This window comes from Pseudoalteromonas sp. THAF3 (genome assembly GCF_009363775.1).
Lineage (GTDB): Bacteria > Pseudomonadota > Gammaproteobacteria > Enterobacterales > Alteromonadaceae > Pseudoalteromonas > Pseudoalteromonas ruthenica.
Map to the genome: position 1 here is coordinate 1,834,776 of NZ_CP045418.1, position 14,946 is coordinate 1,849,721.

Here is a 14,946-nt window from a genome sequence, read left to right on the forward strand (position 1 = left end):
TTTGTCCTCATTCCCAGCGCAATTATTGTTGTTCGTAAGCTGGCGCAAAGGCGCTCGCGCCTAAATCTGCACTGCTGACAATATTTCTAAAACCAGCGAAAAGCTCACGACCGGTGCCAAAGGTTGGCCCTGTGTGCACCAGCTCCACTTCACGCTGGGCAAGCTCTTCATCGCTGACGTGTACTTTTAGCTCGCCGCTTGGCGCATCTAAGGTAATTAAATCGCCTTCGCGAATTTTTGCGATTAGGCCACCTTCAACTGCCTCGGGCGCCAAGTGAATCGCCGCAGGCACTTTGCCTGAGGCACCGGACATGCGCCCGTCAGTGACAATCGCCACTTTATAACCTTGGTCTTGCAGGCTGGCCATGACAGGTGTCAGCTTATGTAGCTCCGGCATACCTTTGGCTTTTGGACCTTGCTCTTTGATAACCGCGATAAAGTCTTGGTTTAATTCACCACGACCAAAGGCGGCCTGAAGCTCGGCCTGATCTGAGAACACCTTGGCCGGCGCACTCACTACTTGGTGCTGCTCTTGGACCGCAGACACTTTAATGACTGCTTTACCTAAATTACCGCTTAATAGCTGCAAACCACCGCTACGATGGAAAGGATTGTCCGCCGGACGTAACACATCCTCATCATGTGAATTGTCAGGGCATGGTACCCACTTCACTTTGCTTGGGCCGCTGGCGTCAGAAACGATCAGGTTACTATCTTTATCTAAGCGAGGCTCAGTGGTGTAAGGGTCGAGCCCTTCTCCGAGAATGGTTTTTACATCATTATGCAATAGGCCTTTGTCTCGTAGTTGCTTCATTAAAAAGCCCATGCCGCCTGCGGCTTGGAAATGGTTTACATCGGCATGGCCGTTGGGGTAAATACGCGTCAACAGTGGCACGATTTCAGATAGGTCTGACATGTCTTTCCACGTCAATTCCACCCCTGCAGCCTTGGCAATAGCCACAAGGTGAATGGCGTGGTTGGTTGAACCACCCGTCGCCAGTAGACCAACTAGACCGTTAATGATGGTTTTCTCGCTCATCACCTCGGACATGGGCACTGCGTCTTTACTCTCTACGAGTTGCTTAAGCATGGTTTCTACCGCATTGGCAGTGAGACCATCGCGTAACTCTGTATAAGGATTAATGAAGGAGCTTCCAGGTAAATGTAAGCCCATGATTTCCATTAACATTTGGTTGGAGTTTGCGGTGCCATAGAAGGTACATGTACCGGCACTATGGTAAGACTCGCTCTCGGCCTTAAGGAGCTCTTCACGACTCACTAGTCCTTGCGCGAATTTTTGACGAATACGGGCTTTCTCTTTGTTTGGAATACCTGAAGGCATCGGCCCTGCAGGTAAAAAGTAAACCGGTAAATGACCGAATGATAAGGCACCAATCACTAGGCCTGGGACGATTTTGTCACACACCCCGAGGCAAAACACGCCATCAAATACATCATGAGACAATGCCACTGCCGTGGACATAGCGATAACATCACGGGAGAATAACGAAAGGTCCATGCCATCACGGCCTTGGGTGACACCATCACACATCGCAGGTACGCCACCGGCGACTTGCGCAGTGGCATCAAATTTTTTCGCTACTTGTTTAATAAGGTCAGGGTATTCTTTATAAGGTACATGCGCGGAAAGCATGTCATTGTAGGCGTTAATGACAGCGAGGTTTGGTTTTTCGTCGCCACTTAAGCGGGCTTTATCGTCGCTGCTACAGGCGGCCATCACGTGGGCCAAATTGCCACACCCGATACCGGCTCGAACGCGCTCTTGAGATTTGGCTTCGTTCATACGAGCTAGATACGCTTGGCGTGTCGCCTTGCTGCGCTCTATAACTCGTTCGGTGACTTCTTTAATACGCGGATGCAACATAATTCTGCTCTTCTTGCCGTTGGTGGATAAAAGGCTCAGTACTTCAATACCGACTCCAAGGCAATGAAGTACTGAGCAGCTTTGATTTACCCGTTCAAAGGTACGCTGCCAACTCGTCTCTCACAACCAAGCTGACACCGGTGTCAGGGTTATTAACTCACACCTTTGACACCGGTGTCAACCCTGTCTATAAATTTAGTTTAAAATTTCTATGTTGCGAGTTATTTACCAAATAAAAACGAAAAAATAACAGCGCTAGTCAGGGTGTAATGTGACTCAAAGTATAGTTGGTTAGATCACAAAAAGGCCCATATCAGCGAGCTGAATATGGGCCAGTTGCAATTGGGATTTGGTTGCTGTTTAGGCTTTCGGTGCCGCCGTGGACTCACGAGTAATCAATTCGGCTTCGAGGGTCAGCTGAAGAGGTTGACGTTGCTCGCCCTCTTGCTGCTCATCGGTGGCATGATTGATTTGCTCTATCAGGTGGTCAACCGCAAGACGCGTCATTTCCTCAACCGGTTGCGCGATGGTCGTCAAACCGGGCCAAATATGACGGGCTATCGGCGCGTTATCGAAACCTGCAATGGAAATATCATCCGGTACTTTCAAGTTCATTTGCGTTGCTAACTTGAGCGCCGCTGCGGCCATGTAATCGTTCGAGGCAAAAACCGCCGTAGGCCGAGGGTTTAAATGTAAAATGGTGCGTGCACTGTCGGCACCAGAATGGTAGGAGAAGTTACCCTCTTCCACTAACCGTTCTTGATATTCAATACCGTGTTGCTTGAGCGCTCGTCGATAACCATTAAAGCGCTGCTCGGTAGCACTGTGGTCGGGGTGACCTTTGATAAAGGCGATATCTTTGTGCCCCATATTAATCAATAGCTCGGTGATCTCAAAAGCGCCCTGCTCGTCATTACTGCGCACAGAAATAGAGTCGTCATCAAGTTTCACCGAGGCGACACGGGCGAATGGCACGCCTTTTTTACGCAAAAACGCCACCAACTCCGCATGATCTGAAAATGGCGGAGTCAATACCAAACCATCTAGACGCGAGGTTTGCAGCAGCTGTTCTATATTTTCAAGTAACGCCTCTGCGCGCAACTCACAAGGGTGGATCAACAAATTAAAGCCATGCTCATGGCACGCTGCCAGTGCACCGCTTTGCAAACGTGTGATATAACTTTTTGATGGATTATCGTAAAGACAACCAATAATAAAGCTGCGATTGCGCGCTAGACCCCGGGCAATGGGATTCGGCGTATAATCCAGCTCTTTAAAGGCTTTAAGCACCTTTTCTCGGGTCGCATCACTGACATTAGGCTCGTTATTTAATACCCGAGACACAGTTTTTTTGGATACGCCGGCGTAACTGGCAACACTATTAATTGTTATCTTTTTCATAATCCGCGCAACTTAGTCCTTACTCTGCCCTTGGTGGATACACGCCGCAGCGCCAATAAAAGGAATATTCTCTTGGCACACCAAGGTCACCGGAATTTGACTATTGTACTGTGACATCATGCCTTTGGCGATAAAACGCTCGTTAAAGCGACTATTAAGCAAGCGCTCGTGCATGCGCGGCAAAATGCCACCGCCAATATACACTCCGCCCAGAGCGCCAAAGCTCAAGGCGATATCACCAGCCACACTGCCTATCCAGTCACAGAAGTGATTCAGTGTTTTGGTAGCGATATGGCATTCACCACTTTGTGCAAGCGCAGCAATTTGCGCTGCATCGAGTTCATTGACCTGCGCCCCCTCAACCTTAGCCATGGCCTGATACAGCCTTGCTATGCCGGGGCCGGCAAACACATTCTCAACAGAAACATGCTGCAACTCATCGCGCAGCACGTTATGGAGTTGTCGGTCCAGCTCTGTCACTGGGGCAAGACTAATATGCCCTGCTTCACAGCTCATCACCGCTTGATTACCTTGAGAGCGCACTAAACACGCAGCGCCGAAACCGGTGCCGGGACCAAACACAGCAATATTAGCCTGTGCCTGCGCTTGGCCTTGTTTAACAACAATGTTATCGCTGGTATTAAGGTAAGGCGCGGCATAGGCAAACGCCGCGAAGTCATTGATAACCTGTAAATTGCTAAAGTCGAAGCGCGCTTTCAGCTGGGTGACGTTGAAGTGCCAGCCAAGATTAGTCAGCATCACTTCTTCACCCTTAACTGGCCCTGCAACGGCAAGGCATGCACGGCTTATAGTGATTTCTGATAATTGCGCTAGGTATTCACTAATCGCATCTTCAAAGGTGCTGAAATCGCTGCTAGGAAAAGTATGGCGATGGCTAATGACAAACTCGTTGTCGTTGGGGAGGTAGTCGGTGATCAGCGCAAAACGCGCATTAGTGCCGCCAATATCAGCGACCAAAATGGGTGCGAATGGCACCTTGCTCTCTGCCTGTGTACTCGCTGGACTCATAATGTATTCTCTTGTTATTTATCCAGCGTCATGGTGTGGGTGTGTAGGCTGCGCTTTTCTTCACCATTGACTTAACTGGTATAAACTTATTAACTTTATGTTAGCTGTACTTTTTTCGCGCTACTGAAAAAAGTGCTGCCCGGGCAGCGGGCAGCCAAACCGTTTTGTGACAACAAAATGATAAAACGCCGACATTATGACACCGGTGTCAGCTATGAATCAATAAAAATTTTCAGTTTGCGGCAAAAATGTAGCAAAATGCCCGTTTTTTGCAGACACTTCGCTTCTCTTTAATGGTACTTGGCTGTATTGTCGTGGACTATTGCGAGCGCTCTATGAGGAAATACATGAAAGGTAAAGCCACCTCTTTCGACATTGCCCATTATGCTGGGGTTTCTCAGTCCACGGTTTCCCGTGCCCTACGAGGGAGCCCATTGGTAAATGAGGAGACACGGCGTAAAGTGGTTGAAGTCGCGCGCAAGCTAAATTACAAGGTGGATAAGAACGCCAGCAATTTACGGGCGCAACAAAGCTCGACCCTAGCAGTACTCTTATTTGAAGACCCTACTTCAGACGAGTCGCAAATTAACCCTTTCTTTTTATCCATGCTGGGATCTATTACCCGCGCTTGCGCCAAAGAAGGCTATGACCTGTTAGTGTCCTTTCAATCCAGTAGTAATGACTGGCACGCCGATTACGCTGAAAGTCATCGTGCCGATGGCATTATTTTGCTTGGCTACGGGGACTACATTGACTACCAAGCCAAATTCGCCCGCTTATTAGATACCAATACTAAGTTCGTTTGCTGGGGCGCTAATGTGGATGGCCGTCCAGAGCTCACGGTAAGCTGTGATAACCAGTATGGGGGGCGCTTAGTGGCAGAGCACTTTATTGAATTGGGTCGCACTGATTGTGCGTTTATTGGAGATGCCTCACACCACAGCCCAGAATTTAGCGCTCGCTTCAAGGGCTTCGAGCAGCGCTTACAGGACAACGGCAAACATGTAAGCGAGCGTAAAATGGCCACCGCTATTTCTACCGAAGAATCCGGTTATCAAGCGACCAAATCCTTACTGGCCAACAACATTACCTTTAACGCTTTATTCGGTGCCAGCGACTTAATCGCCATAGGCGCCATTCGTGCTTTGCAAGAGGCGGGACTTCGGGTCCCCCATGATGTGTCTGTCGTTGGTTTCGATGACTTAGCTGTGGCGCGCTTTTGTACGCCCCCGCTGTCTACCGTCCAACAAAATACCACTTTGGCCGGACAGATGTTGGTGGCTAACTTACTCAGCCTGATCGGTGAGCAAGAAGTCGACTTAGCGAACAGCATTTTGCCTCCGCAGCTTATCGTGCGCCAATCCAGCCGTTAGTAACGCTGCGCGCAGCCTGTTGCCGATAGGTTAATCATAAAAAGCCGCTGCGATAACGCCAGCGGCTTGTATTTCTCAAGGTCGTTTACTGCAACGCTTGCTCAACAATGGGGTAATGGTCCCATACTGTCTTATCAGTCAATGAACGCAGTAGCTTCACGTATTCGGCGTGAGTCCACGCCAGTGGCGTGGCCGAGTTTGTGCCCTCGCCAAGCTCATAGCCGAACGGGTTGACACCGACACCATCCCACACTTGCTCTGGCAGCATCATGCCCTTATTAGCAAAGGCTTCCATACCGAACACATAGGTGTGCTGGATACGCTGATAGTCTTGCGCTGTGAGCCCGCCACGTACGGCATTGGCTGCGGCAATTTCATAATGACCCCGCTCACCGGTGAAAAAGGGCCATACCCGACCGCGCTGACCATCGGTATTGTTGCCGTCCTCGGCATAGTTGCTGCCCCGTTTTTCATCTTCGCCGTAACCATCGTTACCATAGCGACGCCAACCGGGATAGGCGCGCCCCTGCTCATCGGTAAAGGTATATTTGACTCGCAGATTATCGACGAGACTTTGGTCGTCGTATTCAGGCAGAGACGCCGTCACCGACTCGCTGTCTGCACCACGCACGCCATAGCGCACCAGTTCTAAAAAGCCGCCATCTAAAATCTGCTTTTTGTCCATGCCGGCACGACCATTGTTTGCTGCCAGCGGGGTATCGCCATTGGTATTTTCATCCTGAGCGATACGCACAAAATAGCGGCCATCGCTGGCTTCACCCGTTAATGTACCTTTACTGGTAAACATCAAGGCTTCAATGTCTTGCTCATACTGCTTCGCCGTTGCCAAATAACGCTGGGCACTGTCGGTATCACCGCTTAGCTTGGCAATTTCCCCGGCACTGATCAATCCAGCTACTACGGCGGCGGTAGTAGAAGGCGAGTAGCCTGCTTGCTCTTCCCAACGCTCCTGCTGCGTATAAGGCGGGGTGATCTGGGTGTCATTCCACAGGATTTTTGCCTGTCCCCCTTCGACCAAGAAGTCTGCAGCCGGCTGCAGCATGGTACGATACCATTGAGTGAGTTCGTTTTTCGACAGCACCCCGCCTTTGTATAGTTTCCAAGCGAGCATGATAGGCATTGCGGTTTGATCCAGCTGCACCCCAACCCACTCTAATTCACCGTCAACATGGGTCTTTTGTAAAAACCAGCCAGTATCACCTTGGTTGCCAGGGGTATCCTCTCGTACCTGGACCTTAGGTAAATAGTTAAACGCCGCTTTTGCCGTTTGCGTATCCCCCATGGCTAGAAACGCCATAGCAACTTGATAGAAGTCGCGTACCCATACCGCCTTATAGCCAGTATGGCCTTGCTCTGCGGCCACGGTATCACCCCATGGGTTTGATAAAGAGGCAATCAATGCCCCAGCATGGGTTTTGTCTTCCTGCGCTTTGAGCACTAAGGCACTGGTATTGAGTAATTTGCCGCCATCGGTGCTGGCATCATAGAGACGCTCGAGCTGCAAGCTCTGCAAATAATCCTGCCAGCCAATGGCATCGCCATCCCCATTATAGTGCGCAAGCACCTTGTCATAGCCGCGCTTCAGTGTCTTTTGACCCTGGGCAAGCGCTTCTTGCTCACTGCTGCCATAACTTAACACCAGATCAAACTGACTGTTTTCGCTTATCTCGCCGAGTGTGGCACTCATGGCGACATTCCCCGCTTGCTCGCCAGTGCTTTGATAACGCGTGAACTCGCCGCGCGCTTTAAGCTGCGAGTAGCGATCCGATTGACCAACAAAACCAACGGAGCCGTCATTAAGACCCTTGGCGCTTTGCAAGCTCAGGTAGTGGGCACCGGAATAAGCAATAAGGGCATCGTCGGCAACTTTGGCCCGGTCGTCAAGGCCATCATTATTCACATAAGGGTTCACCTGCACATGTGCTCGCAACCCTGGCTCATTGGCCTGAAAACGTACGCGCACCATCAGTGACTGCGCATCCGGGTCGGTAAAGATATCTTTAATAATGCGAAAACGCCCTTGGCTATCCTCACTGGTTACTCTGTATGCCAATGATGTCGGTCGCCCTTGGGGGTCGACATCAAGGTATTCCACGCGATTGCTAAGACCATCGCTTTCAGCGACAACGAAGTCCGCACCACTGACAATAAATTGCATGTCACGAATTTGCGCTTGGTGAATCAACCCAAACATGGTTTCGGTGATCATCCCCTTTGCCAAGGAGAACCACACTTTTGATACCGTGCCTGTGGCACTGTTGTCATCGTAACGACCTTGTTGATAAGCCTCATAAGAGGTACCAATACCGGTTTTCCCCGAATACGCCCAAAACGGTTTATCGCCAGGAGCCCCTGGCGCGCTATCGCTGTTCGCTGTGGGGGCGGCACTGTTACATCCCGCCACCGTTGCCAGTACCATGGCACTGGCAATTACGTTTAATACTTTCACTGTATCACCCTTAGATTAATGATTAAGTTTCACCCGCGTAAGTGCAAGCGCTGCCAACACAAAAGACACGCCACCAATGATGAGCGCGTAAATAGGTTGATTGGCAAAGCCATGCTTTAAAATAAGCCCGAGAATACTGGCTGCAAGCAACTGCGGAATAACGATAAAGAAATTGAAAATACCCATGTACACGCCCATTTTCGAGCTCGGTAGCGCGCTCGAGAGCATGGCATAAGGCAACGAAAGAATAGACGCCCACGCAAAGCCAATTCCCACCATAGGCAGCATCAGCCAGGCTGGGTCACTAATAACCAAAAAGCTGGCCAGCGACAGTGCACCTAAGAGCAGGTTAAGGGCATGAGCGATGCGAATACCAACGCGCTTCACCATCACCGGGATCACCAGTGCGGCCAGCGCAGCAAAGCCGTTATAAGCGGCAAACAGCACGCCAACCCAGTCAGCACCATCATTGTAAGCTTTAGAAGTGACATCGACACTGCCATAGTGGTGACTGGTCACCGCAGCCGTGGTGTAAATCCACATCGCAAAGAGCGAAAACCAACTAAAAAACTGCACCCAAGCAAGTTGACGCATGGCCTTGGGCATAGTGAAAACATCGTGTACCACCGTGAAGAAGCCGTTACCTGTGTAGCCTTGGCGCTGTTGCCAAGCGGCGATGCCTTGTAACATGGCAAAGGCCAGCAGTAAACCCCCGAGCAAGTACAATTCTTTCTCTAAGTCCATCACCCCAACGGCTGCGATAATCGCCGCCCCTGATAGGCCGCTGACCACTAAAGTGCGAGCAAAGTTAATGACCTGCGTGGTATTGATAGTGGCATTGGCCTGTGCGTCGTCATTAAACGCCGCGAGCTGCTCTGGGCTGTATTCCTTGGTGGTAAACACTGTCCACATAACACTTCCCAACAAGAACGCACCGCCGACGTAAAAGGCATACTGCACTGAAGGAGGAATCACCCCGGCGGCAGCGGTATTACTGACATCAAACCAATTGCTTAAGATCCACGGTAAACTGGAAGCGACCACCGCACCCACGCCTATGAAAAAGCTCTGTAGTGAGTAGCCGAGCGCACGTTGCTTGTTCGGCAAGTTATCACCGACTAATGCACGAAAGGGTTCCATGGTGACGTTAATTGACGCGTCCATAATCCATAACATGCCCGCTGCAACCCACAGTGTCGGTGAGTTAGGCATCACCACTAAGGCCGCCGTGGTGACGATCGCACCGTAAAAGAAATACGGACGGCGACGTCCTAAGCGCCCCCACGTTTTATCACTCATATAGCCAATAATGGGTTGCACGATAAGCCCGGTAAGCGGCGCCGCCACCCATAAAATGGGGATGTCATCGATTTTTGCTCCGAGCGTTTGGAAAATGCGGCTGACATTGGCGTTTTGCAACGCAAAGCCAAACTGGATCCCCATGAATCCGAGGCACATATTCCATATTTGCCAAAAGCTTAAGCTGGGTCTTTCGTTTTGCATTATTGTTTACTTCCTAATTGCACCACACTGACACCCTGATATGGCAATGTTAAGCTGATGCCTTGGGCATCGAGTTGTGGCTCTGTGCCTAGTAAGGTTTCCCCCTCGCCACTGGCGATATCAATACGCACAGACTGTGGCTGCTGCGCGAAGTTAGCCACCACAAGAATGCGCTGCTGCGCGAGTTGGCGCACAAAGCTAACCACCTGCTTTGGTTGTGAGTTGGCAACGCTCTGCAGCTCACCGCCGACAATGGCAGGCAACGAATTAAGGGCCATAAGTTGGACATAAAACTGCCGTAATTGGCGCTGCTCTGGGCTCAGCAGTGCACCGTCAAAAGCACCGTTATTCATCCACTGTTGATGAGCAGGCACCCCAATGTAGTCAAAAATACTGGTGCGTGTTGGGTCGCCAAACCCGGGCTCTTCGGAGCCATCTTCGCCCACCGTTTGGCCAAAATAGAGCATGCTTGGCGAGCGTCCGATTAGGGTCGATACCGTCATCGCGGGCTTGCCCCAGTTCATATCGCCGGCGAAATCGCTGCTGGCGATACGCTGCTCGTCGTGGTTTTCTAAAAAGTGCAACATATGCTGCTCAATATCCGCCACCTCTTGGTGCTTAGCAAGCAAAGTATCCGCACCTTGCTGGCCCTGAATAATGGCTTTTAAGGTGTCATAAAAACCCACCTTGTCGTACAGGTAATCCATTTTCCCTTGGTGAATATAAGGGCGATATAGGCTTGGGTTATACACTTCGGCAAGTAAGAAGGCATCGGGGTTGGTCATTTTTATAGCGGAGTTTAGGAAGCTCCAAAACTCTACTGGCACCATTTCGGCCATATCATAGCGAAAGCCATCAACGCCTTTGGCCAGCCAGTACTGAGTGATATCGCGGAATTTATACCAGCTATCCGGTAGGGATTTATCTTGCCAAAACTGGTAGTGAGCACGGTAATCTTTGTTCGCGTAGTCCTCAGGCAAACGCGGGAAGTCATAGCTGCCATCGGGTTTGACACCATAATTGATCTTTACCGTCTCGTACCAATCATTGATATCAGGCTGCGCCTTGCGTGCACCATTGCCGGTCCATTTCGCTGGTGTTTCCGCAAAGTGGCCATCGGCCTTGGGGTGGCTCATCCCCCCGAGTACTTGATACTGTGGCGACTGCGGTACTTTAAATGACTCACCGACCACATAATAAAAGTTGTTATCGCGGCGATAGCTGACGCTGGTATCGTCATTGGCGCCGAAATCCGCTACTCCCTCGGGCTTAGATACCGAGTGATAGTCACGGGCGACATGGTTAGGCACAATATCGATAAGCACTTTCATGCCCTGCTCATGAGTACGGGCAATCAAGGCCTCGAACTCTTGTAAGCGATCGCTTGGTTTCGCCGCTAGGTCGGGGTTAACGTTATAATAATCTTTAATGGCATAGGGTGAGCCCGCCCGCCCCTTAACCACATCAGGGTCATCACCTGGCAGACCGAAGTCACTGTAGTCGGTGACCGTGGCGTGGTGTAACACCCCGGTATACCAAATATGAGTCACTCCTAACTCTTTAATCCCCGCGAGGGCTTTGTCATCAAAATCAGCAAATTTGCCTACGCCATTTTCGCTGAGCGTGCCCCATGGTTTATTAGTTTGCTTGGTGTTACCAAATAAGCGCGTAAACACTTGGTAGACCACCGGCTTTTGTACTTGCTCGGCATCTTGTTGCAGCTCTTTTTCAGCGTCTTTGCTGTGCGAGGAGCTGGTGTTTTCAGAGCAGCCTAGCAGGGCTACAGCCAATGACCCAGCCAGTAGCGTGGTTGTTAACTTGTTGTCTTTCATGGGTACACTTTGTTATTTCTTTTATGACAAAAATACTACGTTCTCCACGGCCCCTTTGATATGCCGTGCATACGTATTCACTCTATTGCAGTGCTAAAATCATGGCTTGTTCAGCGCCGATTGCCAGCGTTTGATTTAACCGTAACATCTCACCACTTAGCAGGTTTTTGGCCTGCTTTGCGCCTTGTAAAATCTCGGCATAAGGCGCCAGTTCTAGGTGCTGTTTATTGCCTTTGTTCAATATCACCACAATGCGCTGCTCATTATCAATACGGGCATAAAGGTAGACATTGTCCTTGGGAGCAAAGTGCACCATCCGACCTTGACGCAGCGCACTAAATTGTTTGCGCAGCTGCAATAAGGTGCGCAGATAGTCTTGCATCTGTGTTTGCTCTGCGCTCAAGCCTTGCCCAGTGATGGCATCGGCTTGATGGCCACTGAAACCGCCGGGGAACTCAATGCGAATATCCCCATGGGCATCCGAAGGGGTGTTATCAAGTAACACCTCTGTACCATAATAGACTTGGGGAATGCCACGAATAGTAAGCATCAGTGTCATTGCCAACTTGGTTTTGTTAACGCTTTGCCCGAGCTGGGTGTATATGCGGCTCATGTCATGGTTATCGGCAAACACCAGCAAGTCATCGGCGTTGGCATACATAAAGTCATTACCGAGACTTTGATACACCCGCACCCAACCGGTGTGCCAACCGGGCTCTTCATTGAGGGCTTTGACCAGAGCCGCTTGCAGCGGGAAGTCCATCATTGAATTGATGGCGGTACTAAAACCGTCTTGGTTATGTTTGCCTCGCTGCCAATAAGCAATAATTCCTGGGTTGGTGGTCCACTCTTCACCAACAATACTAAAGTTGGGATACTCGGCCATAATGGCCTGACTCCAACGGGCCATAAAGGCTTTATCGGAATAGGAATTGGTATCGACGCGAATACCGCTAAGCCCGGCCTGCTCAATCCACCATATACTGTGCTGAATCAAATAAGTGCTGAGCTCGTCTACACGCTGATTCAGGTCGGGCATTGCTGGTACAAACCACGCATCGTTAAAGCGAGTGCGATCGTATACGCTGCTGTGAGGGTCCATCACCGTTTGTCGGCGATGATTATTAGCCAAAAACTCACCGCCATTGTTAATCCAATCTCGGCTCGGTTTATCGGCTACCCATGGGTGATTGGCGCCAATGTGATTGGGCACCATATCCATGATCACCCCGATGCCCCGCTCAGCGGCTTGCGCCACCATATCAAAATAGGCCTCATTGCCGCCCATGCGCGGGTCGATGGCATACAGGTTGGTCATCGCATACCCATGGTATGACCCTGTGGCCATATTATTTTCTCGCGCTGGAGTGAGCCATAGTTGCGTAAAACCCATGCGCTGCAGGTAATCTAGACGCTCGGTTATCCCTTGTAAATCACCGCCACGGCGGCCGTCGCGCGCCTGACGGTCGACTTTTTCTATCATGCTGGGGTGGTTATCGTTATGCACGTTGCCGTTAGCAAAGCGATCGGGGTTAATAAGGTAGATCACATCATCACTGCTAAAACCCTGACGTTGCTTTGAATCGTGCGCCCGCGCCTTGAGTTGATAATCAAATTGCGTGCCATCATCGGCGACAAACTGCAGTGTGCCTGGATAAGCCTGGGCACCGATATGCACGCTGAGAAACTGATAGTTATCGGAGTCAAGATGATGCTGACGCGTTAGTGTAACGCCGTCGTATGGGCGTAACTGCCACTGCCGCTGGGCAGTATTTGGGGCATGCAGCAGCAATTGCACATCGGGGTTTTGCATTCCTACCCACCAATGTTTTGGCGCCACTTCGACGCCCTGACAGGGTAGTGCCAATAAGGCCCATAACACCATAAATACACGCATTAGCTTAGATTCCTTTGAATAAATTGTTGATGGCTCGGCATACTTTGCACTGCTTGGTTAATCAGTGTGCGCAAACTTTGCAGTAATTCATCAAGTTGCTCATTTGATAATTGCTCAGCCAGCGGGTGGTGCTGTTGGGGCCAACAGTTTTGACCGATCAATACCTGCTGCCAGGCCACTTCGGCAAAGAGTTCATCTTGATAACGATGCACCTGCCCGCTTTGTTGGAACTGGGCGATACGCTCGCCAAGAGATGGCGGCAGTTCCATATCGGCGCAGTAACGCCAAAAACGACTATCTTGGCGCTGATTGAGGGCATAATGGAGAATAATAAAGTCGCGAATTTGCGCCATTTCGGTGCTAAATAAGCGGTTAAATGCACGCACCGAGGCGGAGGCAATGCCTTGGTGTGGAAAATGTTTCAATAAGCGGATCACCGCAGTTTGAATCAAATGGATACTGGTGGACTCAAGGGGTTCAAGGAAGCCACTGCTTAAACCGATGGCGACCACATTTTTGTGCCATTGCTGGCGCCTAGCACCAGTGCGAAATGGGATCACCCGGGGCTCATGCAATGCCTCACCGGGAAGGTTTGCTAGTAACTGCGCCTTGGCTTGGTCGTCATCGAGGTAGCGAGAGCAGTAAACTAAGCCATTGCCAACGCGATGCTGCAACGGGATTTGCCACTGCCAACCGCTATCATGAGCGATGGAGCGGGTATAAGGTAGCGGGTCTTTATCGTCGCCGTGATGCGATTGCACAGCGATAGCGCGGTCGCACGGTAACCAGTGTGACCAATCCTCAAAACCGACCCCTAAGGTTTGCGCTATCAACAGCGCTCGTTGACCGCTGCAATCAATGAATAAGTCCCCTTCTACGCGCTCGCCTGATTGTAACACCAACGCCTGCACATCACCGTTATCACTTTGCTCAACCTTATCAACCTTAGCGTCTATACGCTGAACGCCAAAGTGTTCGGCGCGCTCGCGCAACAGTTGCGCATACAAGCTGGCGTCAAAATGATACGCATGCTCAGTACCGGCTAACTGGGTATTGGGTAAATGTCGCAGTGGTGCAAAGCGCCCTGCTTTTGCCGCTTGGAAATTAAGTGAGTAATCCCACAACGAATGGCCTAGACCTTGCTCTTTTGCATGGTGAAAAAGGTGATGAAAATCACAAAAGGGCAGCGCTTTACCTAAATGACCAAACGCATGCATGTAGCTGTCGCCCTTGCGGCCCCAGTTTTCAAACTGGATCCCTAATTTGATCGTCGCCCCGGTGCGCTGTATCAGCGTTTTTTCATCAATCCCCAAGGCGTTGTTAAAGGCGACAATCGGCGGTATGGTCGCTTCGCCGACACCGACAGTACCAATATCCGTGGACTCCACTAAGGTGATACTCAGCTGTTTACCCAGCATTTTTGCCAGCAACGCGGCACTTAACCACCCTGCTGTGCCGCCTCCTAAGATCACCACCCGATTAATATTTGCCATCTCTGCGTGCCCCGCTATTAGCTGTTAACTTCAAAAAAGCCCTTGAAAATTCAAGGGCTTTTT

Annotated in this window: 9 protein-coding genes; 1 reads left to right on the forward strand and 8 read right to left on the reverse strand. The window is 50.5% G+C overall.

Annotation, left to right across the window (positions count from 1 at the left end; translation table 11 throughout):
- Positions 1 to 22 precede the first annotated feature (22 nt).
- The 3 genes from edd to glk form a co-directional block, all read right to left on the reverse strand.
- Positions 23 to 1,885 (reverse strand): phosphogluconate dehydratase, encoded by a 1,863-nt coding sequence (gene edd, locus FIU82_RS08450; RefSeq protein WP_152440843.1) that lies wholly within the window; start codon positions 1,883 to 1,885, stop codon positions 23 to 25.
- A gap of 360 nt (positions 1,886 to 2,245) precedes the next feature.
- The gene (locus FIU82_RS08455) at positions 2,246 to 3,286 is read right to left on the reverse strand and encodes a LacI family DNA-binding transcriptional regulator (protein ID WP_022945105.1); all 1,041 of its coding nucleotides are present in this window, start codon (positions 3,284 to 3,286) and stop codon (positions 2,246 to 2,248) included.
- 12 nt (positions 3,287 to 3,298) lie between these two features.
- The gene (gene glk / locus FIU82_RS08460; protein WP_152440844.1) at positions 3,299 to 4,315 is read right to left on the reverse strand and encodes a glucokinase; all 1,017 of its coding nucleotides are present in this window, start codon (positions 4,313 to 4,315) and stop codon (positions 3,299 to 3,301) included.
- Positions 4,316 to 4,662: 347 nt separating this feature from the next.
- On the opposite strand from glk, the gene FIU82_RS08465 reads away from it, so the two are divergent.
- A complete protein-coding gene (locus tag FIU82_RS08465) occupies positions 4,663 to 5,688 on the forward strand; it encodes a LacI family DNA-binding transcriptional regulator (protein ID WP_022945103.1) in 1,026 nt (341 codons plus the stop codon).
- Positions 5,689 to 5,773: 85 nt separating this feature from the next.
- On the opposite strand, the gene FIU82_RS08470 is transcribed toward FIU82_RS08465, so the two are convergent.
- The 5 genes from FIU82_RS08470 to FIU82_RS08490 form a co-directional block, all read right to left on the reverse strand.
- A complete protein-coding gene (locus tag FIU82_RS08470) occupies positions 5,774 to 8,128 on the reverse strand; it encodes a glucan 1,4-alpha-glucosidase (protein ID WP_152441481.1) in 2,355 nt (784 codons plus the stop codon).
- A gap of 45 nt (positions 8,129 to 8,173) precedes the next feature.
- Positions 8,174 to 9,661, reverse strand: coding sequence for an MFS transporter (locus FIU82_RS08475; protein WP_152440845.1), 1,488 nt, complete (start codon positions 9,659 to 9,661; stop codon positions 8,174 to 8,176).
- A complete protein-coding gene (locus tag FIU82_RS08480; protein WP_152440846.1) occupies positions 9,661 to 11,493 on the reverse strand; it encodes an alpha-amylase family glycosyl hydrolase in 1,833 nt (610 codons plus the stop codon). The genes FIU82_RS08475 and FIU82_RS08480 overlap by 1 nt, the downstream gene beginning before the upstream one ends.
- Before the next feature lie 82 nt (positions 11,494 to 11,575).
- Positions 11,576 to 13,390, reverse strand: coding sequence for a glycoside hydrolase family 13 protein (locus tag FIU82_RS08485; protein ID WP_253946307.1), 1,815 nt, complete (start codon positions 13,388 to 13,390; stop codon positions 11,576 to 11,578).
- On the reverse strand, positions 13,390 to 14,883 hold the full coding sequence (locus FIU82_RS08490) for a tryptophan halogenase family protein (RefSeq protein ID WP_152440847.1): 1,494 nt from the start codon (positions 14,881 to 14,883) through the stop codon (positions 13,390 to 13,392). Before FIU82_RS08490 ends, FIU82_RS08485 begins: the two co-directional genes overlap by 1 nt.
- Between the last annotated feature and the right edge of the window lie 63 nt (positions 14,884 to 14,946).

Excerpts from the sequence above, each read along its gene's own strand:
- FIU82_RS08480 (WP_152440846.1), bottom strand. The coding sequence starts at position 11,493 with ATGAAAGACAACAAGTTAACAACCACGCTACTGGCTGGGTCATTGGCT.
- edd (WP_152440843.1), bottom strand. The coding sequence starts at position 1,885 with ATGTTGCATCCGCGTATTAAAGAAGTCACCGAACGAGTTATAGAGCGC.
- FIU82_RS08470 (WP_152441481.1), bottom strand. The coding sequence starts at position 8,128 with ATGGTACTGGCAACGGTGGCGGGATGTAACAGTGCCGCCCCCACAGCG.
- FIU82_RS08475 (WP_152440845.1), bottom strand. The coding sequence starts at position 9,661 with ATGCAAAACGAAAGACCCAGCTTAAGCTTTTGGCAAATATGGAATATG.
- FIU82_RS08455 (WP_022945105.1), bottom strand. The coding sequence starts at position 3,286 with ATGAAAAAGATAACAATTAATAGTGTTGCCAGTTACGCCGGCGTATCC.
- FIU82_RS08485 (WP_253946307.1), bottom strand. The coding sequence starts at position 13,390 with ATGCGTGTATTTATGGTGTTATGGGCCTTATTGGCACTACCCTGTCAG.
- glk (WP_152440844.1), bottom strand. The coding sequence starts at position 4,315 with ATGAGTCCAGCGAGTACACAGGCAGAGAGCAAGGTGCCATTCGCACCC.
- FIU82_RS08490 (WP_152440847.1), bottom strand. The coding sequence starts at position 14,883 with ATGGCAAATATTAATCGGGTGGTGATCTTAGGAGGCGGCACAGCAGGG.
- FIU82_RS08465 (WP_022945103.1), top strand. The coding sequence starts at position 4,663 with ATGAAAGGTAAAGCCACCTCTTTCGACATTGCCCATTATGCTGGGGTT.